Annotated in this window: 20 protein-coding genes; 5 read left to right on the forward strand and 15 right to left on the reverse strand. The window is 63.5% G+C overall.

Annotation, left to right across the window (positions count from 1 at the left end):
* Nucleotides 1-2 precede the first annotated feature (2 nt).
* Entirely contained in the window at nt 3-1,223 is a 1,221-nt protein-coding gene (locus tag DKB74_RS07660) for an NAD(P)/FAD-dependent oxidoreductase (RefSeq protein ID WP_109807524.1), read from the reverse strand.
* Nucleotides 1,224-1,417: 194 nt separating this feature from the next.
* Here DKB74_RS07660 and DKB74_RS18780 point away from each other — a divergent pair, with 194 nt between their 5' ends.
* Together DKB74_RS18780 and DKB74_RS18785 are read left to right on the forward strand one after the other, a co-directional pair.
* A complete protein-coding gene (locus tag DKB74_RS18780; RefSeq protein WP_161956831.1) occupies nt 1,418-2,173 on the forward strand; it encodes a DUF2889 domain-containing protein in 756 nt (251 codons plus the stop codon).
* Nucleotides 2,161-2,316 carry a DUF2889 domain-containing protein gene (locus DKB74_RS18785; protein ID WP_420822400.1) on the forward strand — a complete coding sequence of 52 codons (156 nt, stop codon included), beginning with the start codon at nt 2,161-2,163 and terminating at the stop codon, nt 2,314-2,316. Before DKB74_RS18780 ends, DKB74_RS18785 begins: the two co-directional genes overlap by 13 nt.
* A 17-nt stretch (nt 2,317-2,333) precedes the next feature.
* Here the strand turns inward: DKB74_RS18785 and DKB74_RS07670 are convergent, their stop codons facing one another.
* The 7 genes from DKB74_RS07670 to DKB74_RS07700 all read right to left on the reverse strand — a co-directional run bounded on the left by DKB74_RS07670 (nt 2,334) and on the right by DKB74_RS07700 (nt 12,304).
* Nucleotides 2,334-3,557: an acyl-CoA dehydrogenase family protein gene (locus DKB74_RS07670; protein WP_338062885.1), complete on the reverse strand. Its 1,224-nt coding sequence runs from the start codon at nt 3,555-3,557 to the stop codon at nt 2,334-2,336.
* The gene (locus DKB74_RS07675) at nt 3,554-4,546 is read right to left on the reverse strand and encodes an NAD(P)H-dependent flavin oxidoreductase (protein ID WP_109807527.1); all 993 of its coding nucleotides are present in this window, start codon (nt 4,544-4,546) and stop codon (nt 3,554-3,556) included. Before DKB74_RS07675 ends, DKB74_RS07670 begins: the two co-directional genes overlap by 4 nt.
* Before the next feature lies 1 nt (nt 4,547).
* The gene (locus DKB74_RS07680) at nt 4,548-6,896 is read right to left on the reverse strand and encodes an enoyl-CoA hydratase-related protein (protein ID WP_109807528.1); all 2,349 of its coding nucleotides are present in this window, start codon (nt 6,894-6,896) and stop codon (nt 4,548-4,550) included.
* A gap of 79 nt (nt 6,897-6,975) precedes the next feature.
* Complete coding sequence (locus DKB74_RS07685; RefSeq protein WP_109807529.1) at nt 6,976-8,196, reverse strand: acyl-CoA dehydrogenase family protein; 1,221 nt, start codon at nt 8,194-8,196, stop codon at nt 6,976-6,978.
* A gap of 4 nt (nt 8,197-8,200) precedes the next feature.
* Complete coding sequence (locus tag DKB74_RS07690; RefSeq protein WP_109807530.1) at nt 8,201-9,334, reverse strand: acyl-CoA dehydrogenase family protein; 1,134 nt, start codon at nt 9,332-9,334, stop codon at nt 8,201-8,203.
* A gap of 14 nt (nt 9,335-9,348) precedes the next feature.
* Nucleotides 9,349-10,866, reverse strand: coding sequence for an acyl-CoA synthetase (locus tag DKB74_RS07695; RefSeq protein ID WP_109807531.1), 1,518 nt, complete (start codon nt 10,864-10,866; stop codon nt 9,349-9,351).
* A gap of 7 nt (nt 10,867-10,873) precedes the next feature.
* Nucleotides 10,874-12,304 (reverse strand): aldehyde dehydrogenase family protein, encoded by a 1,431-nt coding sequence (locus DKB74_RS07700; RefSeq protein ID WP_109807532.1) that lies wholly within the window; start codon nt 12,302-12,304, stop codon nt 10,874-10,876.
* Between the two features lie 151 nt (nt 12,305-12,455).
* Here DKB74_RS07700 and DKB74_RS07705 point away from each other — a divergent pair, with 151 nt between their 5' ends.
* Nucleotides 12,456-13,127 carry a nitroreductase gene (locus DKB74_RS07705; RefSeq protein WP_109807533.1) on the forward strand — a complete coding sequence of 224 codons (672 nt, stop codon included), beginning with the start codon at nt 12,456-12,458 and terminating at the stop codon, nt 13,125-13,127.
* On the opposite strand, the gene DKB74_RS07710 is transcribed toward DKB74_RS07705, so the two are convergent.
* On the reverse strand, nt 13,115-14,011 hold the full coding sequence (locus DKB74_RS07710) for an alpha/beta fold hydrolase (RefSeq protein ID WP_109807534.1): 897 nt from the start codon (nt 14,009-14,011) through the stop codon (nt 13,115-13,117). The two genes, DKB74_RS07705 and DKB74_RS07710, sit on opposite strands and share 13 nt — an antisense overlap.
* A 189-nt stretch (nt 14,012-14,200) precedes the next feature.
* Between DKB74_RS07710 and DKB74_RS07715 the strand changes: the two genes are divergently transcribed.
* Nucleotides 14,201-14,632 carry a Zn-ribbon domain-containing OB-fold protein gene (locus DKB74_RS07715; protein ID WP_205007849.1) on the forward strand — a complete coding sequence of 144 codons (432 nt, stop codon included), beginning with the start codon at nt 14,201-14,203 and terminating at the stop codon, nt 14,630-14,632.
* A complete protein-coding gene (locus DKB74_RS07720) occupies nt 14,629-15,801 on the forward strand; it encodes a thiolase C-terminal domain-containing protein (RefSeq protein ID WP_109807536.1) in 1,173 nt (390 codons plus the stop codon). Before DKB74_RS07715 ends, DKB74_RS07720 begins: the two co-directional genes overlap by 4 nt.
* Before the next feature lie 20 nt (nt 15,802-15,821).
* Here the strand turns inward: DKB74_RS07720 and DKB74_RS07725 are convergent, their stop codons facing one another.
* The 6 genes from DKB74_RS07725 to DKB74_RS07750 form a co-directional block, all read right to left on the reverse strand.
* Entirely contained in the window at nt 15,822-16,481 is a 660-nt protein-coding gene (locus DKB74_RS07725) for a TetR family transcriptional regulator (protein ID WP_275658163.1), read from the reverse strand.
* Nucleotides 16,482-16,551: 70 nt separating this feature from the next.
* Nucleotides 16,552-17,655: a CaiB/BaiF CoA transferase family protein gene (locus DKB74_RS07730; protein WP_109807537.1), complete on the reverse strand. Its 1,104-nt coding sequence runs from the start codon at nt 17,653-17,655 to the stop codon at nt 16,552-16,554.
* 2 nt (nt 17,656-17,657) lie between these two features.
* Nucleotides 17,658-18,836, reverse strand: coding sequence for an acetyl-CoA C-acetyltransferase (locus tag DKB74_RS07735; RefSeq protein ID WP_109807538.1), 1,179 nt, complete (start codon nt 18,834-18,836; stop codon nt 17,658-17,660).
* A 20-nt stretch (nt 18,837-18,856) separates the two neighbouring features.
* Nucleotides 18,857-20,926: a 3-hydroxyacyl-CoA dehydrogenase NAD-binding domain-containing protein gene (locus DKB74_RS07740; RefSeq protein ID WP_239987420.1), complete on the reverse strand. Its 2,070-nt coding sequence runs from the start codon at nt 20,924-20,926 to the stop codon at nt 18,857-18,859.
* A gap of 24 nt (nt 20,927-20,950) precedes the next feature.
* Nucleotides 20,951-21,727 carry an SDR family NAD(P)-dependent oxidoreductase gene (locus DKB74_RS07745; protein WP_109807539.1) on the reverse strand — a complete coding sequence of 259 codons (777 nt, stop codon included), beginning with the start codon at nt 21,725-21,727 and terminating at the stop codon, nt 20,951-20,953.
* On the reverse strand, nt 21,727-22,509 hold the full coding sequence (locus DKB74_RS07750; RefSeq protein WP_239987421.1) for an enoyl-CoA hydratase-related protein: 783 nt from the start codon (nt 22,507-22,509) through the stop codon (nt 21,727-21,729). Before DKB74_RS07750 ends, DKB74_RS07745 begins: the two co-directional genes overlap by 1 nt.
* Nucleotides 22,510-22,544 lie beyond the last annotated feature (35 nt).

Genomic DNA, 22,544 nt, shown 5'->3' on the forward strand with positions numbered 1-22,544 from the left:
GGTCAGGCGACGAGTTGCTTCAACGGCGTCGCCGCATCGGACAGCAGCGCGGGATCGATGCGCGCCCGGTCGACAACCAGCTTCCTGCCCTGGACATAGTCCTTGACCGCGTTGACGCAGTCCAGTGCGATCACCTGGCCGTCCTTCAGATAGATCACCGAAAAGCTGCGCGTCGCCGGGTCGCCGCGCACGACGGTCGCATCATGGCCGGTTGAAAGTCCCACCGTCTGAAGCTTGAGGTCATATTGGTTCGACCAGAACCACGGCACCGCGTCATAGGGGGACGGGTTCCCGGTGATCGCGCGGGCCACGACGGTTGCCTGATCATTGGCGTTCTGAACCGACTCCAGACGAATGGGCATATCTTCGGCGTAGCGATTGGCATGCAGCGCACAATCGCCCACCGCAAAGATATCGGGCAGCGAAGTGCGGCATTCGGCATCCACGGCGACGCCGTTGCCGCCTTCGGCACCAGCGTCCAGCAGCGGCGCTACCGCCGGAACGATTCCGATCCCGACGACCACCAGTTGCGCCGGAAGGATGCTGCCGTCGCGCATGCGTACGCCCGCCACCTGCCCCTCACCGACGATACAGTCGACTGCCGCGTTCAACCGTATGTCGACGCCATGGGCGCGATGCTCGGCTTCATAGAAGCGCGACAGCGTTTCGCCCGCGACGCGTGCCAGAACACGGTCCAGCGCTTCGAGCAGCACCACCTGCTTGCCGAACTTGGCGAGAACGGCGGCTGCCTCCAGCCCGATATAACCGCCGCCGATCACCACCGCCTGCTGCACATCGGGCAATTCGGCCATCATCCGATCGGCGTCCGCACGAGTGCGCACCATATGCACCCCGGCAAGATCGTTGCCGGCGCATGCCAGGGTGCGCGGATGGCCGCCGGTGGCCCAGATCAGCTTGCCATAGCCAATTGTTTCGCCGTCCTCGGTCACGACATGGTGATGATCGGGATCGACGCGCACAACCTTCCGGCCCAGCAACATCGATATCTCGCGGTCGTCCCAGAATTGCGCAGGACGAATCAGGATGCGGTCGAAGCTCTTGTCGCCCGCAAGATATTCCTTGGAGAGCGGCGGGCGTTCGTACGGAAGATCGGGCTCTTCACCGATCATCGCGATCGATCCTTCGAACTTGTTCTGCCGCAAGGCGATTGCAGCCTGAGCGCCGCCATGCCCCGCCCCGACAATCACCACATCATAATGCATCTGCGCCTCCCCGCATCTGATATTCCGTCTCACCCCAGCAACTAGGAGCTTTCCATGCCAATGTTAATCGCGTAATTAGAATTATGGATTTTTCGAAGGACGGTGCATCGGGGTCAAGGCACGAATCCGGCGTCATGGTGACCGAGACACCGGCTCGCCGCCCCCATTCGGTGCGGCGAACGACTTCGATCGAAATGGAATTTCCGCAAGGACGCGACGGCCCGGTCGCATTGTACGGCTCGGCCCGCGACGCCGTGACGGAAGCAGGTGGCGGAGCCCCGCTGACGCGGCGGTTCGATGAACTGAAGGCGCTCGTCACCCCCGGCAAGATCATCGAAGCGCTCGACACCTCGCCCCGGCTTCCCGGAATCGAAACGCTGATCGGCGACAGCGCGATTGTCGGCCTGCGCGGCCGGTTGCGCCCCTTTCTCGACGATCCGCAGCTTGCAGGGCGTCCGCTGGCAGTCCTGCTCGACGATCTGGTCGGGAGCAGCATCATCGCCACCTGGGTCTGGACCAAATGGATCGAGGATCGTTCCGAGCTGATCGCATGGGTCGGCGACAGCAAATCGATGGAAAATGCCTGTGTGGGATATCGGAAGGGCGCGAGCGGCCTGGCCAGCCACGATTATTTCGACAAGATCGACTATGTCCCTGCGCTGGGCCGGGACGATGATCCCGATGCCTTTCACCCGCTGAAACCCGATCGCGAAAAAACGATGCGGCGGGTCAGGCGAGTCGATGTGTGGATCGAACATGGCAGGATCGCGATCGACGCCATGTTTCAGGACAGCGGCATCGTCCCCGGAATGCGCCGCTCCGCCGTCCACGAATACCGCGTCTGCGCCAGCGCCGATCGCGCCAGCGGCGCATTGCTTGCGATCGAGGCATTCCGGGTGTGTTGCCGCACCCCGAATGCCTGGGAGCTCCGGAAAGCGTGCAGGCGCTGATCGGCCTTCCTTTGGCCGACCTGCGGCGCGAGACGCTGCTGCGTCTGCGCGGGACGGCCGGATGCACGCATCTCAACGATGCCGCCCGCGCCTTGTCCGAGGCACAGGCGCTGGTCGACCTGCTGCCGGCAACAATCGACTGAAGCGCGGACGGTCCGCGCTACAGCCCCAGCAGCTTGGCCAGAATGTTCCGCTGAATCTCGTTCGACCCGGCATAGATCGTTCCCGCACGCTCGTTAAGGTAACGCAGCGGCGCGATCGCGGCGAAGTCGGGTCCGTTGACATCGTCGCCATGGGGAAACTGAACCGGACCGCCGGGCCGGCCCGCCTGCGGCTGATAGGCAAAGCCATAGCGCCCGGCGACGATCAGCCCGAGCTCGGTCAGCAGTTGCTGCAACTCGGTCCCGCGTATCTTCATGATCGACGCCGATGCTCCGGGGGACTTGCCTTCGGCCTCCGCCGACATGGCGCGAAACTCATAGATTTCGAGCTCCGAAATCGCGATCCGCGCCTCCGCGACGCGTCGTGAAAATGCGGCGTCTTCGCGGAGCGTGCCGGTTCCGTCGCCGGGCACCTGCCGCGCCGCCGCCTCGATCGCGTCGAGCCGGACCTGCAGTTCCGGCGCATAGGCCACGCCTCCGCGCTCAAATTCCAGAAGATATTTCGCCACCGTCCAGCCATCGTCGATCGTGCCGACGACATTGGATTTGGGCACCCGAACCTCGTCGAGGAAAATCTCGTTCTGGATATGCTCCCCCGACGGGGAAATGATCGGGCGCACCGTGACGCCGGGTGTCGCCATGTCGATCAACAGAAAGGTGATGCCCTTTTGCGGGCGATCATATTTGCCGGTGCGCACCAGGAAAAAGCCCCAATTGGCAATATCGGCATGGGTGTTCCAGATTTTCTGGCCCGAACAGATCAGATGATCGCCGTCATCCTCTGCCCGCATCTGCAGCGAAGCGAGATCGGACCCGGCACCGGGTTCGGAATATCCCTGGCACCAGAAATGTTCGCCCGACAGCATTCGTGGCAGGAAATAGGCCTTTTGCTCGGGCGTGCCATGCCCGATGATCGCCGGTCCGCACATCTGAATGCCCATCGGAGAAACCGGCGGCGCACCTGCGGCGACCCGTTCGCGCGAAAATATGTATCGCTGCGTCACGCTCCACCCGGCGCCGCCATATTCGGTGGGCCATGCCGGCGCAGCCCAGCCCCGCGCATGAAGAATGCGCTGCCATTCGAGAGAGCGTTCGTGATCGGCATAGACGCTGGTCATCAACAATCCGGCGGCGCGGATTTCGTCCGTCAGATTGGCGTCGAGGAAAGCGCGCACCTCGTCACGAAAACGAAGCTCATCCTCGTTCCAGGCCAGTTCCATCATGCGTTCGCCCGTTCGCGCGTCGCGACCAGCCCTGCCAGCCGTTCGCCGATCAACGCCTCGGCATCGCCAACAATGCGTTCGACAAGCTCGGCCACGCTGGGAATATCGTGGATCAGCCCCTGGACCATCCCCGCTGTCCAGATGCCATGTTCGGGGTCGCCATTTTCCAGGCCTTCCCTGCCACGCGCGCCTTTCACCAGATGCGCGATCGCTTCGAAGGGATTGCCCTCGCGCTCGATCTGCACGGCTTCCATGGCAACGCTGTTCCTGGCGACGCGCGCGGTGTTGCGATAGCTGCGGAACAGCAATTCGGTCGCGCGTTCGTCGTTCGCGACGATGGCCTGCTTGATCCCGTCATGGATCGGCGCTTCCTTCGTCGCGCAAAAGCGCGTCCCCATATTGATGCCCTCGGCTCCCAGCGCGAGCGCCGCGACCAGCCCGCGGCCATCGCCGAAACCGCCTGAGGCAAGCATGGGTATCTTGACCTTGTCCGCTGCCGCCGGGATCAGGATAAGGCCGGGAATATCGTCCTCGCCGGGATGCCCCGCGCATTCGAACCCGTCGATCGATATCGCGTCGACACCCATCCGCTCGGCCGAAAGCGCATGACGCACCGCAGTGCATTTATGAATCACCTTGATGCCATGCGCCTTGAACGCGTCGACATGTTCCTGTGGCTTGTATCCGGCAGTTTCGACTGCCTTGATGCCGCTTTCGATGATCGCCTGGCGATATTCGGCATAGGGCGGCGGCGTGATCGCCGGCAGGATCGTCAGGTTCACGCCGAACGGTTTGTCGGTCATCTCGCGCGTTCGCGCGATTTCCTTGACCAGCGCCTCCGGGCTCGGCTGAGTCAGCGCCGTCAGGAAGCCCAGCGCGCCCGCATCGGCGACCGCAGCGACCAGTTCGGCAGTGCCGACCCATTGCATGCCGCCCTGCGCAATCGGGTGTTCGACGCCGAACAGCTCGGTGAAACGGGTCTTGATCATGTCAGCGTCCTTTCCAGTTCGGCTTGCGCTTTTCGGCGAAGGCGAGCGGTCCTTCGCGCACGTCCGCCGAGCGGAACAGCGCCTTGACCGCGGGCAGGCGGTCCTGCTCGCCGTCGATTTCGGCAAGCGTCAGCGTATCGAGTCCCTTGCGGACGACCTGCTTCGACGCGCGGATCGACATCGGGCTGCATTCGAGGATCGATTCAGCCCAGCGCCGCGCCCCCGCGAGTGCTGCGCCCTGGGGTACGACTTCGTTGACGAAGCCAAGCGCCATGCCCTCCTGCGCCGGCACGCGACGACCGGTCAGAATCATGCCCATCGCCTGTTTCAGCCCGATCTGACGCGGCAGGCGCAACAGTCCGCCGGCAAGCGCCGCCAGCCCGACTTTCGGCTCCGGCAATGCAAAAAGCGCATTCTCGCTGGCGACGATCAGGTCGCAGGCCAGCGCAATCTCAAACCCGCCGCCCATCGCGACGCCGTTGACCGCAGCGATCACCGGCTTGTCGAGATCGAAGCGCGACGTCAGGCCGGCAAACCCGGTGACCGGGGTTTCAAGCGGCGCGCCCCGCGCCATCGACACCGACGTCGCTTTCAGATCATTTCCCGACGAGAATGCACGGTCGCCGGCCCCGGTCAGGATCGCGACCCATTGGTCAGGGTCCGCCGCGAAATCATCGAACAGTTCGGCCAGTTCGGCATTGGCCTGCGGCGTCAACGCATTCATGGAATCCGGCCGGTTGATCGTCACGATCGTCAGCGGCCCTTCCCGCTCGACCATGCAATATTTGAGCGGACGCTTCGCCGGCGCCACATAGGCTCCCAGCTCGAAGATCGGCTTGCCGAACGGATCGGTGCGAATATGCCCCTCGGTGCCGATCGCGTTGCGCTCGGCCGATTGCAGCAGCGCGATACCCGCCTCGTCGCTCCAGGGTATCCTCGCCATGGCGCGCGCGCCCTTCGGCGTGCGGGCGATCACGATGCCGTCGATCGGGCGTCCGTCGCGGCCATAGGTGATCGTATAGGTCTCGATGGTCGCCGGGCCGAAATAGTCGACAGCCAGTTCGGGCGCGGGTTCGCGCGCCGCATCGGCCTTTGCCTGCACCGAATATTCCAGCGCCATCGGCGCTTCGGGCGGACGGACGCTGACAACCATCGTATGATGCTTGTTCACATAGCCGCCCTGCCCATAGAGCAGCCCGATTTCCTCAGGCGCATCGCGCAGCCGGCGCACCATCGCGCACATGGCATGCGTCATATAATTGTTGAGCGGACCACCGAAGAAAGTGAGGCCGCCCGCGACCGTTGGAGAACGCTCCTCGGCAGTCAGGCCCAGCGTGCGCAGCGCCATTTTGGGCACCACGGGAAAGCAGCTGTAGAGTTCCATCGGGCCGAAGCGGCGCACATCGCCGCCGACCAGATCGACTGCAGCTTCCAGTGCCGCGGTTTGCGCGGTGCTGTGATCATAGCGGTCGCGCTGGAGATAATCTTCGGGCTCGTCCGCCTTCGCGCCGCCCCAGATATGGACCAGCCGATCGTCGGGGACACCTGCCGCGCGCGCAGCTGCCAGGCTGGTCACGATCACCGCGCCCGCCTGATTGACGCTGGGATTGGCGACCATGAATTTGGGATAGGGCCAGTTGATCAGCCGGTTGTTCTTGCTGACATCGGCAATCTCTGCGGCATCGGGGGCAGAGCGGATCCACGCATAGGGATTGGCCGCCGCCGCTTTTGCATAGCGCGCCCAGAGTTCGGCCGATTTCGCCTGTGCCTCGGCGGGGGGTTCGCCCCACGCCTTTTGCGTCGCCATTTCGTAGAAGGGATAGATTTGCGCCGGATCCATGATCCGCAGCTTCCTGGCCACCGGACTCATCGCATAGCGGCTCATCGGAAACTGCACTGCGGATTCGCGGCTGGCGAGCGGCGTCCAGTCGAGCTTCGCCTTTGCCTTGCGGGCCGCGTTGCGCGCATGCATCGCTTCGCCGCCGACAATCGCCGCCGTGGTCAGTTCGCCCTTTGCGATACGCACCGCCGCCTCGTGAATCAGGCGGATCGGCGTTTCGCCGCCCATGCTCGCATTCACTTGTCGCGCCGGGGCGATTCCCAGTTTTTCGCAGAGCAAACCGACCGGGTTTTCGTATCGCCAGCTGATCAATCCGATCAGCTCGATCGATTCGAGCCGATCGAGCAGCCCGCCGCCGCCATCGATATCGGCGGCGCGCAGCGCTTCGGCCATCAGTGCAACGGGTTCGCGGGCATCGGCGGGATTTTCGGGCCGGTCGACAAACTCACCAATCCCCACGATTACCGGCGTCGTTTCCGGCGTTCGCTTCGGTTCGGCTGCTCCGGCCATGGCGTCTCTCTCCGCTTCCCGTCTTGTCCTGCTCGCGGCCTAATCACGGCGCACGAGTCATGCAAGTTTAATCGATTGATTAGCTAACCGCCTGGCCCTGACGCGGCAATGCATTGGCACGCGCCAGCAACCGCCAGATGATATTCTTCTGAACCTCGGTGGCGCCGCCGTAAATGGTCTGCGCGCGCTCGAACAGATAGGATGCGGTTTGCGGCACGGCGAAGCGCTTCGCCTCAGGCAGCGTCCGGTTCCAGCCCGACAGGGTGCGCTCCAGAAACGGCTGGCGATAGCGGTCGGCGAGTTCGAGCCACAATTCGGTAATCTGCTGCGCCGCTTCGGTACACGCGATCTTGAGGGCGGAAATCACCGCGGCATCGGGTTCGCCGGTCAGCGCGCGCAACACCGATATCTCGATCACCGACGCTGCGATCTCGACCGATGCAAGGCGTTCGGCAAAGCCCGGCTCCTCGATCATCGTTTCGGCGAAATCGCCCGGCAGGTCCGACGCCATCCGGCGTATCGCCTGCAGATCCGATTTTTTCCGACCGATATGCGCATAGGAAAGGCGTTCGGATGCAAGCAGCACATTGGCATAATGCCACCCCTGCCCTTCCTCGCCGATCCGATTGGCGATCGGGGTCCGCACCCGGTCGAACGTGACGCGGTTCAGCTCATGCGTGCCGTCGATGGAAATAATCGGCTCGACGCGCACTCCGGGCGCATCCATCGGCACACAGACCAGCGAAATGCCCTGCTGCTTGCGCTCCCCGCGCGAAGTGCGGACCAGGCAGAAGATCCAGTCCGCCCAATGCGCGCCGCTGGTCCAGATCTTGGTCCCATCGAGAATATAATCGTCGCCGTCGCGCACCGCCGACATCCCGAGGCTGGCAAGGTCGGAACCCGATTCGGGCTCCGAATAGCCCTGGGCCCACATCGCCCGCGATTCCAATATGTCGGGCAGCCAGCGTTGCCGTTGCTCGGGCGTGCCGAATGCACAGATGATCGGCCCGATATAGATCACTGCCATCGGAATGATGTTCGGCGCGCCCGCCCGTTCGAGTTCCTGTTCGAAAATATAGCGTTCGGTCGGAGTCCAGCCCGGGCCGCCGAATTGCTCGGGCCAGCCGATTGCGAACCAGCCGCGCGATTGCAACGCGCATTGCGCGCGCACCTGATCTTCACGCGTGAGCAGGCTGCCTTCCCGCACTTTTGCCAGCACGTCCTGGGGGTATTCGGTCGCGAAGAACCCGCGAACCGTTTCGGCGAACGCCCGTTCGGCGGGCGTCAGGCGCAGTTCCATCGGATCAGGCCGCCGCCTTGCTCAGTTCGGCATAGCGAGCGAGATGATAATCGGTGCTGCCCAGTTCGCCTTCGATCACGGTAGCGCGCTTGAAATAATGGCCGACCGGCAATTCGTCGGTCATGCCCATGCCGCCGTGCAGCTGAACCGCATTCTGCCCGATGAACCGCAGCGCCTGGCCCACCGACACTTTCGCCGCCGAAGCCGCCTTGGCCCGTTCCGTCGCATCGGCATCGAGGCTGAGCGTCGCCAGATACACTGCCGATGTCGCCAGTTCGAGCTTCATGAACATGTCCACCATGCGATGCTGAAGCGCCTGAAAGCTCGAAATCGGCTGACCGAACTGGCGACGCTGCCTGGTATAGTCGATCGTGTCCTGAACCAGCCGCCGCATCACGCCGAGCGCTTCGGCGCCCAGTGCGGCAATCGCGACGTCACCGACCTTTTCGATCAGCGAAAGGCTCGTGCCTTCCGTCCCGACCAGCGCAGTGGCATCGACCTGCACATCATCGAAGCGAATGTCCGCCGCCCGCCGTCCATCGATCGTCGGATAGCCGCGCATCGCGACACCGCAAGCAGCCGGATCGACCAGAAACAGCGAAATACCGTCCCGATCGCGTATGTCGCCGCCGGTTCGCGCACTGACCAGCAGATGCGTCGCCCATGGCGCGGCACCGACCACCGCCTTCATGCCCGACAGCCGCCAGCCCGATCCATCGCGTACGGCGCGCGTACCGACATGGTGATAGCGATACCGCCCCTCCGGTTCCGCCCAGGCAAAGGCGTAGCGCGCATCGCCCCGCACGATCGCCTCGAGTTCCGCCTCGCGCCCCCCTGCTTGCAGCAGGCCTGCCGCCACGACGGCGGTTTCGAAATAGGGTTCGAGCACCAGACTGGCGCCCAGCTCCTCCATGATGATCATGGTTTCGACCGGACCACCGCCGATGCCGCCCACGCTTTCGGGAAGCGCCGCGCCGATGATGCCCAGTTCCTCGGCCAGGCCGCGCCAGAGATCGGCGCTCCAGCCCGGCTCGCTCCGACTGATCTTCACGCGCCGTTCGAACCCGTTGCGTTCGGCAAGATAGGATTGCAGGCTCGAACGCAGCTGCACCTGCTCGTCGGAAAAGGTGAAATCCATTGTCGTCCCTTTGTCTAGGCGTCCACGCGGTATCGATCGCGCAGCAATCGTTTGTATAATTTGCCCGTCGGCTGTCGCGGCAGCGCGTCGGTGAAATCGACGACACGCGGTGTCTTGATCGATCCCAGCCGCGCGCGCGCAAATTCGCGAATATCCGTGGCGAGTTCGGCGCTCGCGGCTGCCGGATCGCGCAGTTCGACCACTGCCACGACTTTCTCGCCCATGTCCGGATCGGGCGCGCCGATCACTGCAACATCGGCAATCGCCGGATGCGCAATCAGCGCATTCTCGATTTCCTGAGGATAGATATTCACGCCGCCCGAGATGATCATGAAATTCCGGCGATCGGTCAGATAGAGATATCCCGCATCGTCGATGCGACCGACATCGCCCAGCGTCGTCCAGCCATGGCGATTGGTCGCCGATGCGGTTTTTTCCGGATCATTGTGATAGGAAAATGCCGGTCCGTTGGCGAAATAGACATCGCCGGTTTTGCCGATGGGCAAGGCTTCGCCATCCGGGCCGCAAATGCGCAGTTCGCCGACCAGTGCGCGCCCGACCGAGCCCTTATGCGCCAGCCAGTCCTGCGCATCGATTGCGGTGAAGCCGTTGGTTTCGGTGCCTGCATAATATTCGTGCAGAACCGGGCCCCACCATGCGATCATCTGCTCCTTCACGCTGACCGGGCAAGGCGCGGCGGCATGGAGCGCGACGCGCATGGACGACAGGTCGTACCGTTCGCGCGTCGCCTGGGGCAGTTGCAGCATCCGGACGAAATGCGTGGGCACCCATTGCGAAGCGTCGATCCGGTGGCGCTCGATCAGCGTCAGCGCCTGTTGCGCATCGAAGCGATCCATCACCACCACCATCCCGCCGAGGCGCTGGACCGCCATCGACCAGCGTAGCGGGGCGGCGTGATAGAGCGGCGCCGGCGACAGATAACGCGTCTCGCTCCCCAGACCGTAATGCTGTGCAACCAGCGAATCGAGCGCGATCGGTGTGGTGATCGGCAGGCCCGGTTCGATGGCACGGCGCACGCCCTTGGGCCGTCCGGTCGTTCCGGACGAATAGAGCATGTCGATCCCGGCGCTTTCGTCGGCGATCGGTTCTGGCGGCAATTCCGCTGCGGCGGCCAGAACCGCGTCAAGATGGAGCATCCGCGCGGAAACGATCTCCGACTGCGCCGGCGCGATCCGAGGCGCAGTGATCGGCGAAACGACGACCGCAGAAGCGCCGCTGTCATTGACGATATAGGCCATGTCCGCCGCCGACAGGCCGGTTGAAATCATCACATAATATAGGCCGGAACGCTGCGCCGACCAGACGAGCGGAAACACCCACGCGTTGTTTTCGACAACGAACGCGATGGTGTCGCCGGCGCGCAGGCCGATCGCGCGCCAGTAACGCGCCAGGCGGCTGGAACGCGCTTCCAGCTCGCCATAGGATATCGCGTCACCGTCAGCGGCCATCACATAGGCGATACGATCCGGCTCCCGCTCCGCGATGCGCGCCGGATGCGAAAGACCAGACATGCGCAGGCTATTCCGCGGCCTGCGGCACTTTCGGAATGAACAATGTCCTGGGCTGGGTGAATTCCAGCAGGCCGGCCATACCGTTTTCCACGCCGATGCCCGACTGTTTCACGCCGGCGAACGGAGTATAGGGCGTGTTCTGCAGATTCTGGTTGATCCATACCGTCCCGGTTTCGATCCGCTTCGCCACCGCCACTGCGGCATCGATGTCGCTCGACCATACCGCCCCGGCAAGGCCATATTCGGAATCGTTGGCGCGCGCGATCACATCGTCGAGATCGCTATATTTGAGCAGCGGCAGGATCGGCCCGAACGCTTCCTCCTGAACGACGCGCGAATCCTCCGGCGGATTGTCGACGATCGTAAGCGGAATGAAATACCCCTCCGTCGGAACATCGCGCCCTTGCAGCAGAGTCAGACCGTTCGAGCGGGCATCCTCCAGCAACGCCATCACCCGACGATATTGCGGCTCGTTCTGAATGGGACCATATTCGCTGCCCTGCTGCGCGCCATCGCCGACGACCACGCGCCTGGCGATATCGTGCAGCTTGTCCCGCAGCGCATCGTACACATCCTCATGGATATAGAGGCGCTTGGTGGCGATGCAGACCTGGGCGGTATTGTAGAAGGCACCGAAGAATATCTGCTCGGCCACGGCGTCGACATCCACGTCGGGCAACACGATGGCGGCATCGTTGCCGCCCAGTTCGAGCGTGACGCGCTTGAGATCGCGCGCCGCCGATTCCATCACCTTCTTGCCGGTCGCGGTCGAGCCGGTGAAGCTGATCTTGTCGGAACCCTTATGCGCGGTCATCATCGGCCCGAGTTCGTCACCGCCGGAGATGACGTTGAGCACGCCGGCGGGGAGGAATTCGCGCAGCAACTCACCCAGTTTGAGCGAGCAGAGCGGCGTGAACGGCGATGGCTTCACCACCACCGTATTGCCCGCCAGCAGCGCCGGAGCGATCTTCCAGATCGCCAGCAGGAACGGGAAATTCCACGGCACGATCGCCGCGACCACCCCGACCGGTTCGTGATGCACTTCGATTCGCCGCTGCTCGGTATCTTCGGTAACATCGACCGGAAGGTCGAGCTTCGCCGTCGCTTTCATCCAATAGGCGCCATGCTTGATCTCACCGATGGCAAGCGCAAGAGGCCGCCCCTGTTCGCGCGTGAACAGGCGCCCGAACTGCTCGGCATGGGCCGCGATCGCATTGCCCGCGGCGATCAGCGCAGCGCGGCGATCGGCGATCGGCGTTGCGCGCCATCCCGGAAGCGCCCGCCGCGCCGCGGCAACGGCGGCATCAAGATCGGCCGCGCCGGCGCGCGGCGCAGTCGCAAATGGCTTGCCCGTAGCCGGATTGACGACATCGACCTGCCCTTCGCCGGGTGCATCCGCCCCGTCGATCGTCATCACATAGCCGTTTTCAAAGTCCATCGCTCTCGCCTTTAATTCTTTCGGACACATCCATAAGGTCGATCCGACCTAACATCGCGATCTCGCCATCGCAATGTAATCTAATCGCTTGATTGAAACTTAGCATATCGATCGCTAAACCCGCAATCGAAGACGAGGGGATGCCAGAATCGTGAATGTCAGTGAAGCCGTAACCACCCGCCGGTCGACGCGTGCGTTTCTTGAAAAGCCGGTCGATCTCGATCTGCTCCGGGAATTGCTTTTGAAGGCGGCGCGCGCGCCTTCGGGGGGCAATCTTCAGCCCTGGCATATTCATGTCGTGGCGGGGGAACGGATGACCGCCCTACGCAGCTTGATGGCGAAGCGGCTTGCCGAATCGCCGCTGGGCGAAGGCACCGAATATGACATCTATCCCCGCGATCTTGCCGCGCCCTATCGCGACCGGCGCTTCGCCGTCGGCGAGGCGATGTACGAACGGATCGGCATCCCCCGCGAAGACAAGGACGCGCGCCGCGCATGGTTTGCCCGCAACTATCAGTTTTTCGGGGCGCCGGTGGGCCTGTTCTGCTTCGTCGACCGTAATCACGGGCCGCCCCAATGGTCGGACTGCGGCATGTATCTTCAGACCGTCATGCTGTTACTGCGCGAGGCCGGGCTCGATTCCTGCGCACAGGAATGCTGGGCGCTATATCACCGGACGATCGCCGAATTCGTCGATGCGCCGGAGGGTCAGATGCTGTTCACTGGCATGTCGATCGGCTGGCGCGATGGCGCCGCTGCAGTGAACCAGACCGTGACGAGCCGGGCGCCCGCCGAAGAGGTCCTGCACTTTCACACCGCCTGACCACGCCCCAGAAAGTCGCGCAGAACTTTCACAAACTCGGGAAACCGGTCATGGTGCAGCCAATGGCCGGCGTCATGGAATTCGGCCACGCGCACGTCCGGAATACAGGCGGTTACGCCATCTTTTTCCGGATGAACTGCCCAGCTTCTGTCGCCCCAGGCGAGCAGTGTGGGACAGGATATGCGCGACCATAGCCGTTCGATCTGGTCGCGCGACAGGTCCACCGGCGGCGAACTGTGCGTGTAATTGTCGAATTTCCAGCTCAGCGTCCCGTCTTCGTTGCGCGCGACGGCATGCACCGTAAGATGTTCGGCCTGCTCGTCCGACAGATAGGGATTGGCCTGACGCATGCGTTCGAGCGCCTGCTGGAATGTCTGGTATCGGCGCGGGTGGCGACCGCTCATTTCGCGGCATTCCGCGATCCACTCGCGAAACCTCCGGTCGATCGGATCGAGCGCCTTTTGCCGCCTTGCCGCGGGGGTGGCGCCGGTCCCTTCGATCGCAACCAGCTTCGACACCATCTCCGGGAAAATTCCGGCATAGCGCAGGGAAATTGCGCCGCCGAGCGAATGCGCCACGATCGTGACCGGCCCCTCGCCCAGCTGATGGACCAGTTGCGCCAGGTCATAGATATATGCCGCAAAGCTGTAATTGCCGTCGGGCGACCATGCGCTGTCGCCATGCCCGCGAAGATCCGGAGCGATGACGTGCCAATCGTCGCGCAGCGCATTCGCCACCCAGTCCCAGCTGCGGCTGTGATCCTTGCCGCCGTGCACGAGCAGCAGGGGCGGCGCATCGGTATTGCCCCAGTCATTATAATGAAGCCGCAGCCGCTGAGAGACATAGGTCCCCGAGGACGGGCCGGACGGATGGCTGGAACGCATGGCCTTTTCCTTTAAATTGCGGTGCCGTTTTTCGGCATATAGTCCCCGTCGGCGAATGCAACGGCAGCCGCAGCACCGCGAAAGTTTTCATTCAATCGATTGACTGAATACGCGCATCAGTCGATATGCGTCCAAAATATCGCGCGGATGGATTCTGCGATCGCGCCAAAAAAGGAGATCGATGCCGCCATGATCGAGGCAAGCCCCAAGGACCTGGACGCGCCCTATTGGGCAGCGCTTGAACAGGGTCGGCTCAATCTGCCGACCTGCAAGAATTGCGGTGTGTGGCATTGGCCGCCGGTTTCACGGTGCGCCGAATGCGACTCCTGGGGTCTCGATTGGCATGACATTCCGCTGGAAGGCGAGATTTTCAGCTGGACGCGGACCTGGCATCCGTTCGGCGGCACGGAAGGTCTGGAAAAGCCCTTCGTAACGGTGGTCGTCGCAATCCCCGCCGCAGGAAATCGCCGCCTGATGGGCTTGCTGGAGGGAGTCGCGGATACCGCCCCGGTCCCGATCGGCGCCGCAGTGAAAGGCCGCGTTTCGCACACGCGATACGGAGAAACCGAAATCCCCACGATCCTGTGGCATCTGGCAGCGCGCGATGGAGACGCCCAATGAACAAGGCCCTGTTCGGCAAAACCGCCGTCGCCGGTGTCGGCGTCCAGCAATTCAAGCGGGGAACCGCGCCCTATTCCGAGCGCGAATGCCTGGTGCGCGCCATCATCCAGGCGTGCGAGGACGCCGGTCTCGACCCCGCCGATGTCGATGGGTTCGTGAGCTATGGCGACGACAAGAACGAGCCGGTTCGATTGATGTCCGACCTGGGCACCAAGGAGCTCAACTGGACCCAGACGGTATTCGGCGGCGGCGGCGGCGGCATCGCGGCGGCATTCGGCAGCGCGGCCGGAGCGATCCTTACCGGTCAGGCCAAGGCCGTCATCGTGTTTCGCGCGCTGGTTCAGGATGCCAGCGGTCGATTGTCGGCAGCCGTGATGGCGCACCACCTCAACCCGCACATGGCGGCGGCGGGTCTTGTAGCGCCTGCACAGGTATGTGCGCTGCGCGCCCAGCGCCTGTTCGGCTATCATGGCGTTCCCGCCGAAACGGCGGAGGCCTTTTTGCAGGCCTGCTATTATCATGGCAGCCGCAATCCGGCCGCCGTCGCCTATGGCAGCGAATTCGACCATGACGCGTATATGGCATCGCGCATGATCGCCGAACCCTTTCACCTTTTCGATTGTTCGCGCGAAAATGACGGCGCCGGCGCATTATTGCTGGTTTCGGCGGAACATGCGCGCGACCTGCGCCGCCCGCCGGTACATTTGCTGGGGGTAACCCAGGGTGCGGAAAAGGGCTGGGGCGACCTGCTCGAAAATGACGATGCAGACCTCTATGCTTCCGGCGGCTTCGGCAGCGTGGCACGTCGGCTCTGGGAGCAGACCGACCTGACCCCGACCGATATCGATGTCGCGCAAATCTATGAGAATTTCTCGGCGCAGGGTGTCACTTCGCTGATCGATCACGGCTTTTGCACGTATGAGAGCGCGAGCGAATTCATCCGGTTCGAAAATCTCATCGCGCCGTCGGGCCAGCTGCCCGTCAACACCCATGGCGGCAACACCGCACAGGGATTCATTCACGGTATCGGAATCGCACTCGAGGCGGTTCAGTGTCTGCGCGGAGAATCCGCAAATCCGGTTCCCGATGCGAAAACCTGCCTCCTGGCCGGTGGCCCGGGCGCGCCTATCGTCAGCTCGGCGATCTTCGGAACCGCTGCGATGGTGTGATGCCGTCGCAGCAAACCGGTTCAGGCGGCGCGGGAAGTTTCCGGCGTCGCCAGGACCCCATTCAGAATGAGGTCGAGCAAGGTATTGGTGTAGCGCCGCCGCAGATCATCGTCGATTGTGTCCACTCCGAACGCAACGCGAAGCATATGCTGGCCGAAGAAAAGGTGGTCGCAGGCGCCCAGCACGATGAAGTAGAAGAGCATGGGCTCGATCGGCTTGAACAAGCCAGCCGCGATGCCCTCTTCGAGAAGCGCCCGCTGGGTTTCCGCGAGCGGCGTGGAAATCGTACGGGCGACTTCCTGCCCCGCCTCGGGATCTTCGAACAGATAGTGAATAAGGCGGTTTATATACGGGTATCGGAAATATACCGTGATGATCGCCTTAACATGCAGCTTGAGCTTTTCGATCGGGTCGAGCGGCATCGACAACAGCCCCTCGAGCTGGATCAGTCCACGGCCCAGAACATCTTCGATCAGGGCAAGCATCATGCCCTGTTTGGTACCGAAATAATATTTTACGAGCGCCGAGTTCAGCCCGGAATGCTTTGCAATATCACTCAGCGATATTTCAATCGTTCCGCGTTCGGTCATCAGTTCGCTGGCGCTTCGGAGAAGCGCGTCGCGCGATGAGATCTTCTCGCCCGACGATGCGTTACCGCTTTTTGATATTTTCGTTGCCACGTCGCCACCCTACTTCACTCGGGGCAATGTTCAACCATTGATCGTCGCCCGAGCAAATTTGTTCAGTCGGCTATACAAATCGATTTGCCGCAATGTCGAGTGACTGGCGTATCGCGTCGCCGTCCGCGCCGGGAACCGCCGGTGCGCGCGGCGGATCGCACGGCGTAGCGGAATAGCGCGGCGCGGGCGCGGGCTGCTCGCCTCCGCTCGCGCCAAGGAATGTCTTTCGCGCGATATTGTGCGGATGCCGGGTCGCTTCGGACATGGTCAGCACGGGCGCCGCACAGGCGTCGGAAACGCAGAGCAACGCTTCCCATTCGGCGCGCGTTCGCGTGCGGAACAGGTCCGTCAACGCACGCTTTTGCGCAGGCCATTTCGCGCGGTCGTTCTGATCGTCGAACAAGGAATCGTCGGCAATCCCGGCGCGTTCGCGAAACTGCGCATAAAATTGCGGCTCAATCGCACCCAGCGCGATGAAACCGCCATCCGACGTTTCATAGGTGTCGTAAAAGGGCGCTCCGGTATCGAGCAGATTGACGCCGCGCTCCTCGCGCCAGGAGCCATCGGCGCGGAAACCCCACATCATCGCCGCGAGCAGCGCCGATCCGTCGGTCATCGCGCAGTCGATCACCTGCCCCGGCCCGCCCGATTTCACCGCCAGCATCGCGCTGACCATGCCGAAAGCGAGCATCATGCCGCCGCCGCCGAAATCGCCCGCCAGGTTCACCGGCGGCGTAGGCTTCTCCCCCGCCCGACCCAGCATGCCGAGCACGCCGGAAAGCGCGATATAATCGATATCGTGACCGGCAGCCTGCGCCCAGGGGCCGGTCTGTCCCCAGCCGGTCATCCGGCCGTAAACCAGCTTCGGATTTTCGGCGAGCAGCACCTCCGGCCCGACGCCGAGCCGCTCCATCACTCCGGGACGAAACCCTTCGATCAGGCCGTCCGCAGTCTTGCACAATGCGCGCAGCGTCCGAAGATCGTCGGGCGACTTCATGTCGAGCGTCATCGAACGTCGCGAGCGCAGCAGCGGATCGTCGGGCGCATGCGCGGCGCCCGGCCGCTCGATCCGGACCACTTCAGCGCCGTGATCGGCCAGCATCATCGCGGCGAACGGAGCCGGCCCGATCCCGGCCATTTCGACAATGCGAAGCCCGGTCAACGGCCCCGCCATGGTCAGAGCGCCTCGACGATGGTCACATTGGCAATGCCGCCGCCTTCGCACATCGTCTGCAGGCCATAACGCTTGCCGCGCGCACGAAGCGCATGGATCAGCGTGGTCATCAGCTTGCTCCCCGATGCACCCAGCGGATGGCCGAGCGCGATCGCGCCGCCATTGACGTTCAGCCTGTCAGGATCGGCGCCGATCGCCTTCAGCCAGGCCAGCGGCACCGGCGCGAACGCCTCGTTGACTTCATAAAGATCGATGTCTTCGATCTTCATGCCCGCGCGCTGCAGTGCCTTTTGCGTGGCGGGCAGCGGCTCCTCGAGCATGATTACCGGATCGCCGGCAGTCACGGTCAGAGTATGGATGCGCGCCAGCGGCGTCAGCCCGTGCGCCTTCAGCGCGCGCTCATTGACGACGATCACGCCCGAAGCACCATCGCAAATCTGGCTCGCGCTGGCAGCGGTGATCGTGCCGCCTTCCTGCAGCAGCTTCACGCCAGCCATCGATTCCATCGAAGCGTCGTAGCGAATGCCCTCGTCGGTCCGGTGGAGCATCGTACCGCCCTCGCCATCACTGACCTCGACCGCCACGATTTCGGCGTCGAACGCCCCGGCATCGGTCGCGGCGGCGGCGCGACGATGGCTTTCGAGCGAGAAGCGATCGAGATCCTCGCGCGAGAAGCCCCATTTGCGCGCGATCATCTCCGCGCCATGAAACTGGCTGAATTCCTTCACGCCGTAGCGGTCGAGAATCTTCTGCGACCAGGGGCCCTCGCCGATCCCCGCCTTTGCGGCAAGCACCATCGGCGATCCCATCGGCACCCGCGTCATGCTTTCCACGCCGCACGCGATCACCATGTCCTGCGTGCCCGACATCACTGCCTGCGCAGCGAAATGGATCGCCTGTTGCGAAGATCCGCACTGGCGGTCGATCGTCACGGCAGGGACGCTGTCGGGCAGGCTCGATGCCATCACCGCGCTGCGGCCGATATGCATGCTCTGTTCGCCGGCCTGGCCGACACAGCCGAGAATGACGTCGTCGATCGCCGCCGGATCGACCCCTGCCCGCGCGACCAGCGCGTCCAGCACGGTTCCGGCAAGATCGGCCGGATGCCATCCTGCAAGCTTGCCGCCACGGCGTCCGCCGGCGGTACGGCCGGCCGCGACGATATAGGCTTGGTTGGACATTTTCTTGCTCCGATTTCAGATCAGGTGAGGCTGCCGCCCTCGGCAGCGAGCTTGCGCAGCAACGGGGATACCGCATCGGCGCCGATCGTCGCGTCGAGCGCGGCAACAATCGCAGGCAGTCCAATGCTGTCCGCCCAGAACATTGGCCCTCCCGTCCATACCGGCCAGCCATATCCCGTTACCAGCGCGACATCGATGTCCGACGCGCGCAACGCGACTCCTTCCTCAAGGATTTTCGCGCCTTCGTTCACGACCGGATAGAGCAGCCGCTCGACGATTTCCGGTTCGCGGAAGCGGTGTTGATCCGCACCGGTCTTCGCGGCCATTTCGCGAACGATCTTTTCCGCCACCGGCGAAGGCTGGGCGCGGCGCTCTTCATCATAATCATAATAGCCGCCGTTCTTTTTCTGGCCCCAGCGACCCATTTCGCACAGCACTTCCTGAACCGTGCGGCCGGCGCTGTTTTCACGGTCCCAGCCGATCACGTCGACGCCGACGATATCGACCATCTGAAAGGGCCCCATCGGGAATCCATATTCGACCATGGCGCGATCGACTTCCCATGGCAGCGGACCTTCCAGGATCAGCGCATCGGCTGCGGCCTGACGCGGCGCCATGGCGCGATTGGCGATGAAGCCGTCGCACACCCGCGACAATATCGCGACTTTCCCGAGCTTGCGGCCAAGCGCCATGCCCGTGGCCACCACGACGTCGCTGGTCTTTTCCCCGCGCACGACTTCAAGCAGGCGCATGACGTTCGCGGGAACGAAGAAATGCAGCCCGACAACCTGTTCGGGGCGCGATGTCGCGGCCGCGATGGCGTCCAGATCCAGAAACGAAGTGTTGCTGGCAAGTATGGCGTCCGCTTTGGCCGCGGCATCGATCTGCGCGAAAACGGCTTTCTTCAGTTCGAGGTCTTCGAACACTGCCTCGACGATCAGGTCGGCGCCGGACACCGCGCCAGGCAAATCGACACTCGTCGACAGCAGCGCCGAACGCCGCCCGCCTTCGTCCTCGGCAATCCGGCCTTTCGCGACCATGCCGGCAATCGTCTTGCGGATATTGGCAGCGCCACGCTCGACCGCCTGCTGTTCCCGGTCGACCAAGGTGACCGGCAGGCCGATGTTGAGAAAGGCCGTGGCGATGCCGCTGCCCATCGTCCCCGCCCCGATCACGGTTACCGATCCGATGTCGACGGGTTTCACGTCGCGTCCGATATCGGGGACCTTGCCCGCCGCACGCTCCGCGAAGAACAAATGCCGCTGCGCACCGGATTCGGTCGAAGCCATCAATTCCTCGAACAGCTCCCATTCGCGCGCCAGCCCCTGGTCGAACGGCAGCGTTACCGCAGCTTCGATCGCCTGAACGATATGGCCCGGCGCCTTGAACCCCTTGAACTGTCGGGAATGCGCGACGCGATAGGTAGTGATCGCCGCCTGCGCAGCTTCGAGATCGAGGTCGACGCTCATGTCGCGAATGCGCCGCAACGGCGCCTTTTCGGTCACCAGTTGCCGGGCATAGGCAACGGCTTCGGCTTCGAGATCGCCGTCTACGATCCGGTCGACCATTCCGGCCGTTTCCGCCTTCGCCGCAGAGATCGGGCGACCGCCTACGATCAGGTCGAGTGCCATCGCAACGCCCGCGATGCGCGGTGTGCGCTGCGTGCCGCCCGCACCGGGCAGAAGACCGAGCGACACTTCGGGCAGGCCAAGCTTCGCGCTTCGCAGCGCGCAACGATAGTGGCAGGCGAGTGCGAGTTCGCATCCCCCGCCCAGCGCCGTCCCGTGGATCGCGGCGATGACGGGCTTGGGCGAACCTTCGATCACCGCAAAAATGTCATTGAGCCCGGGCAGCTTCAGTTCGCCACCGAATTCGGCAATATCGGCACCCGCAAAAAACGTCCGCCCGTCACACCGGATCACCAGCGCGCTGGCCGCCGAATCCGCAACCGCGCGCCGAATGCCTTCGTCGAGCGCCTTTCGGACCGGGAAACCCAGCGCATTCACGGGCGGCGAATTGATGGCGAGCACGGCGATGCCGTCGCGCACCGAATAGCTGGATATGGCGCCGGGCGGGCTCATGTCGTTCATGCGGAACTCCGAAATCTCGTACGTTTAAAGGGTCTGACCGTCGTCGATGGTGAACACCGATCCTGTCACCTGCGCGCTCGCGTCGGAACAGAGGTAGAGGACGCTGGGATCGAGCACGCCGATGTCCATCACGCGGTTGCGCACGAACCCGCTCGTCAGCGCCTGCCCTTTCGGGCCGTCGAGATAATCGTCGTTGAGATCGGTGCGGATATAGCCGGGGCAGACGATATTGACGTTGATGCCCTTGTTCGCCCAGTCCTTGGCAAGGCTGCGCCCCATTTGCACGACTGCGGCCTTGGTGGCGTTATAGGTCACTTGCCCGAGCGGAACGAAGGTGGCGGTGATCGACGAAATGAGGACGATGCGTCCATGTTCCCGTTCCGCCGAACCGGCGGCAACCATGCGCCGCGCCGCTTCGCGTGCGGTCAGGAATACGCCGCGCAGGTTGACCGCGACCATCTTGTCGAAATCCTCGATCGCGATGCCCATCGCGCTGCCACCGATCGCAATACCGGCATTGGCAACGACGCTGTCGACCGGGCCGAAAGCAGCCTCGACTGCGTCGAAGGCAGCAATCGTCGACTCCTCGTCGGCTACGTCCATGGTGACACAGGCCGCCTTGCCGCCCGCCGCCTCGATCTCCGCCTTCACATCGTCGAGCATTGCCGCCCGCCGCGCCGCGAGCACCACGCGCGCGCCATTGGCCGCAAGCCGCTTCGCCAGTTGCTTGCCGATCCCGGACGACGCCCCGGTTACCAATACCACCCGGTTCGACAGATCGAAGGAATAGCCGCCTGACATCACGCCCCCTGAAATTTCGCCGGCCGTTTTTCGAGAAAGGCCGCAATGCCTTCGGCGGCATCGGCGCTGCGACCGGCATGCAACTGCTCCGAACGTTCGCTGGCCAGCGCTTCCGCCCAGGGCATATCGATCGCACCCCAGACCATCCGGCGCGTTCGGCCAAGGCTGGCCGGGCCGTTGGCGAGCCGCTGTGCCAGCGCCATGGCTTCCGCCTCGAGCATATCATCGGGCACGACGCGATTGACGAGCCCCCATTCAAGCGCCGTGGCCGCGGGAAGGCGCTCGCCGAGCAGCATCATCTCCATCGCCCGAACCCGACCGATGGAGCGCGCCAACAGATGCGTCGAGCCGCCGTCGGGAACCAGACCGATCCGCGAAAATGCCTGGAGAAAATAGGCCGTCTCGCTCGCCACGATCATGTCGCCGGCCAGCGCAACCGAACAGCCGACACCCGCTGCCGCGCCGCGAACCGCCGTGATCCACGGAATGTCCAGGTCGCGCAGCCGCGTCATCATCGGATTGATATGCGTTTCCAGCGAAAGGCCGAAATCGGATTCGGACCCTTCCTGGCCCATGCCTCCCGCCAGATTGGCGCCCGAGCAGAAAGCGCGCCCGGCACCGGTTATGATGAGCGCGCGTGCGCGCGATGCCAGCACGTCCAGCGCCGCCAGGCACTCCTCGGCCATGGTCAGCGACATCGCATTCAGATTTTCGGGTTTATTCAGGCGCAATACGCCAACTGGCCCATCATATTCGATTTCGATCGTATTGAACTCAGTCACGCCTGATCCCCGGATTCCCGCCTCCACTGAACGGA

Origin of the sequence: Stakelama portus (assembly GCF_003171655.1) — a bacterium.
GTDB lineage: Bacteria > Pseudomonadota > Alphaproteobacteria > Sphingomonadales > Sphingomonadaceae > Sphingomonas > Sphingomonas portus.

What these genes read in the sequence shown, in the direction of transcription:
- DKB74_RS07720 (WP_109807536.1), top strand. Translation starts at nt 14,629, where the DNA reads ATGAACAAGGCCCTGTTCGGCAAAACCGCCGTCGCCGGTGTCGGCGTC.
- DKB74_RS07745 (WP_109807539.1), bottom strand. Translation starts at nt 21,727, where the DNA reads ATGTCAGGCGGCTATTCCTTCGATCTGTCGAACCGGGTGGTATTGGTA.
- DKB74_RS07685 (WP_109807529.1), bottom strand. Translation starts at nt 8,196, where the DNA reads ATGGAACTGCGCCTGACGCCCGCCGAACGGGCGTTCGCCGAAACGGTT.
- DKB74_RS07690 (WP_109807530.1), bottom strand. Translation starts at nt 9,334, where the DNA reads ATGGATTTCACCTTTTCCGACGAGCAGGTGCAGCTGCGTTCGAGCCTG.
- DKB74_RS07710 (WP_109807534.1), bottom strand. Translation starts at nt 14,011, where the DNA reads ATGCGTTCCAGCCATCCGTCCGGCCCGTCCTCGGGGACCTATGTCTCT.
- DKB74_RS07670 (WP_338062885.1), bottom strand. Translation starts at nt 3,557, where the DNA reads ATGATGGAACTGGCCTGGAACGAGGATGAGCTTCGTTTTCGTGACGAG.
- DKB74_RS07700 (WP_109807532.1), bottom strand. Translation starts at nt 12,304, where the DNA reads ATGGACTTTGAAAACGGCTATGTGATGACGATCGACGGGGCGGATGCA.
- DKB74_RS07740 (WP_239987420.1), bottom strand. Translation starts at nt 20,926, where the DNA reads ATGAACGACATGAGCCCGCCCGGCGCCATATCCAGCTATTCGGTGCGC.
- DKB74_RS07735 (WP_109807538.1), bottom strand. Translation starts at nt 18,836, where the DNA reads ATGTCCAACCAAGCCTATATCGTCGCGGCCGGCCGTACCGCCGGCGGA.
- DKB74_RS07695 (WP_109807531.1), bottom strand. Translation starts at nt 10,866, where the DNA reads ATGTCTGGTCTTTCGCATCCGGCGCGCATCGCGGAGCGGGAGCCGGAT.
- DKB74_RS07730 (WP_109807537.1), bottom strand. Translation starts at nt 17,655, where the DNA reads ATGGCGGGGCCGTTGACCGGGCTTCGCATTGTCGAAATGGCCGGGATC.
- DKB74_RS07660 (WP_109807524.1), bottom strand. Translation starts at nt 1,223, where the DNA reads ATGCATTATGATGTGGTGATTGTCGGGGCGGGGCATGGCGGCGCTCAG.
- DKB74_RS18780 (WP_161956831.1), top strand. Translation starts at nt 1,418, where the DNA reads ATGGAATTTCCGCAAGGACGCGACGGCCCGGTCGCATTGTACGGCTCG.
- DKB74_RS07675 (WP_109807527.1), bottom strand. Translation starts at nt 4,546, where the DNA reads ATGATCAAGACCCGTTTCACCGAGCTGTTCGGCGTCGAACACCCGATT.
- DKB74_RS07715 (WP_205007849.1), top strand. Translation starts at nt 14,201, where the DNA reads ATGATCGAGGCAAGCCCCAAGGACCTGGACGCGCCCTATTGGGCAGCG.
- DKB74_RS07680 (WP_109807528.1), bottom strand. Translation starts at nt 6,896, where the DNA reads ATGGCCGGAGCAGCCGAACCGAAGCGAACGCCGGAAACGACGCCGGTA.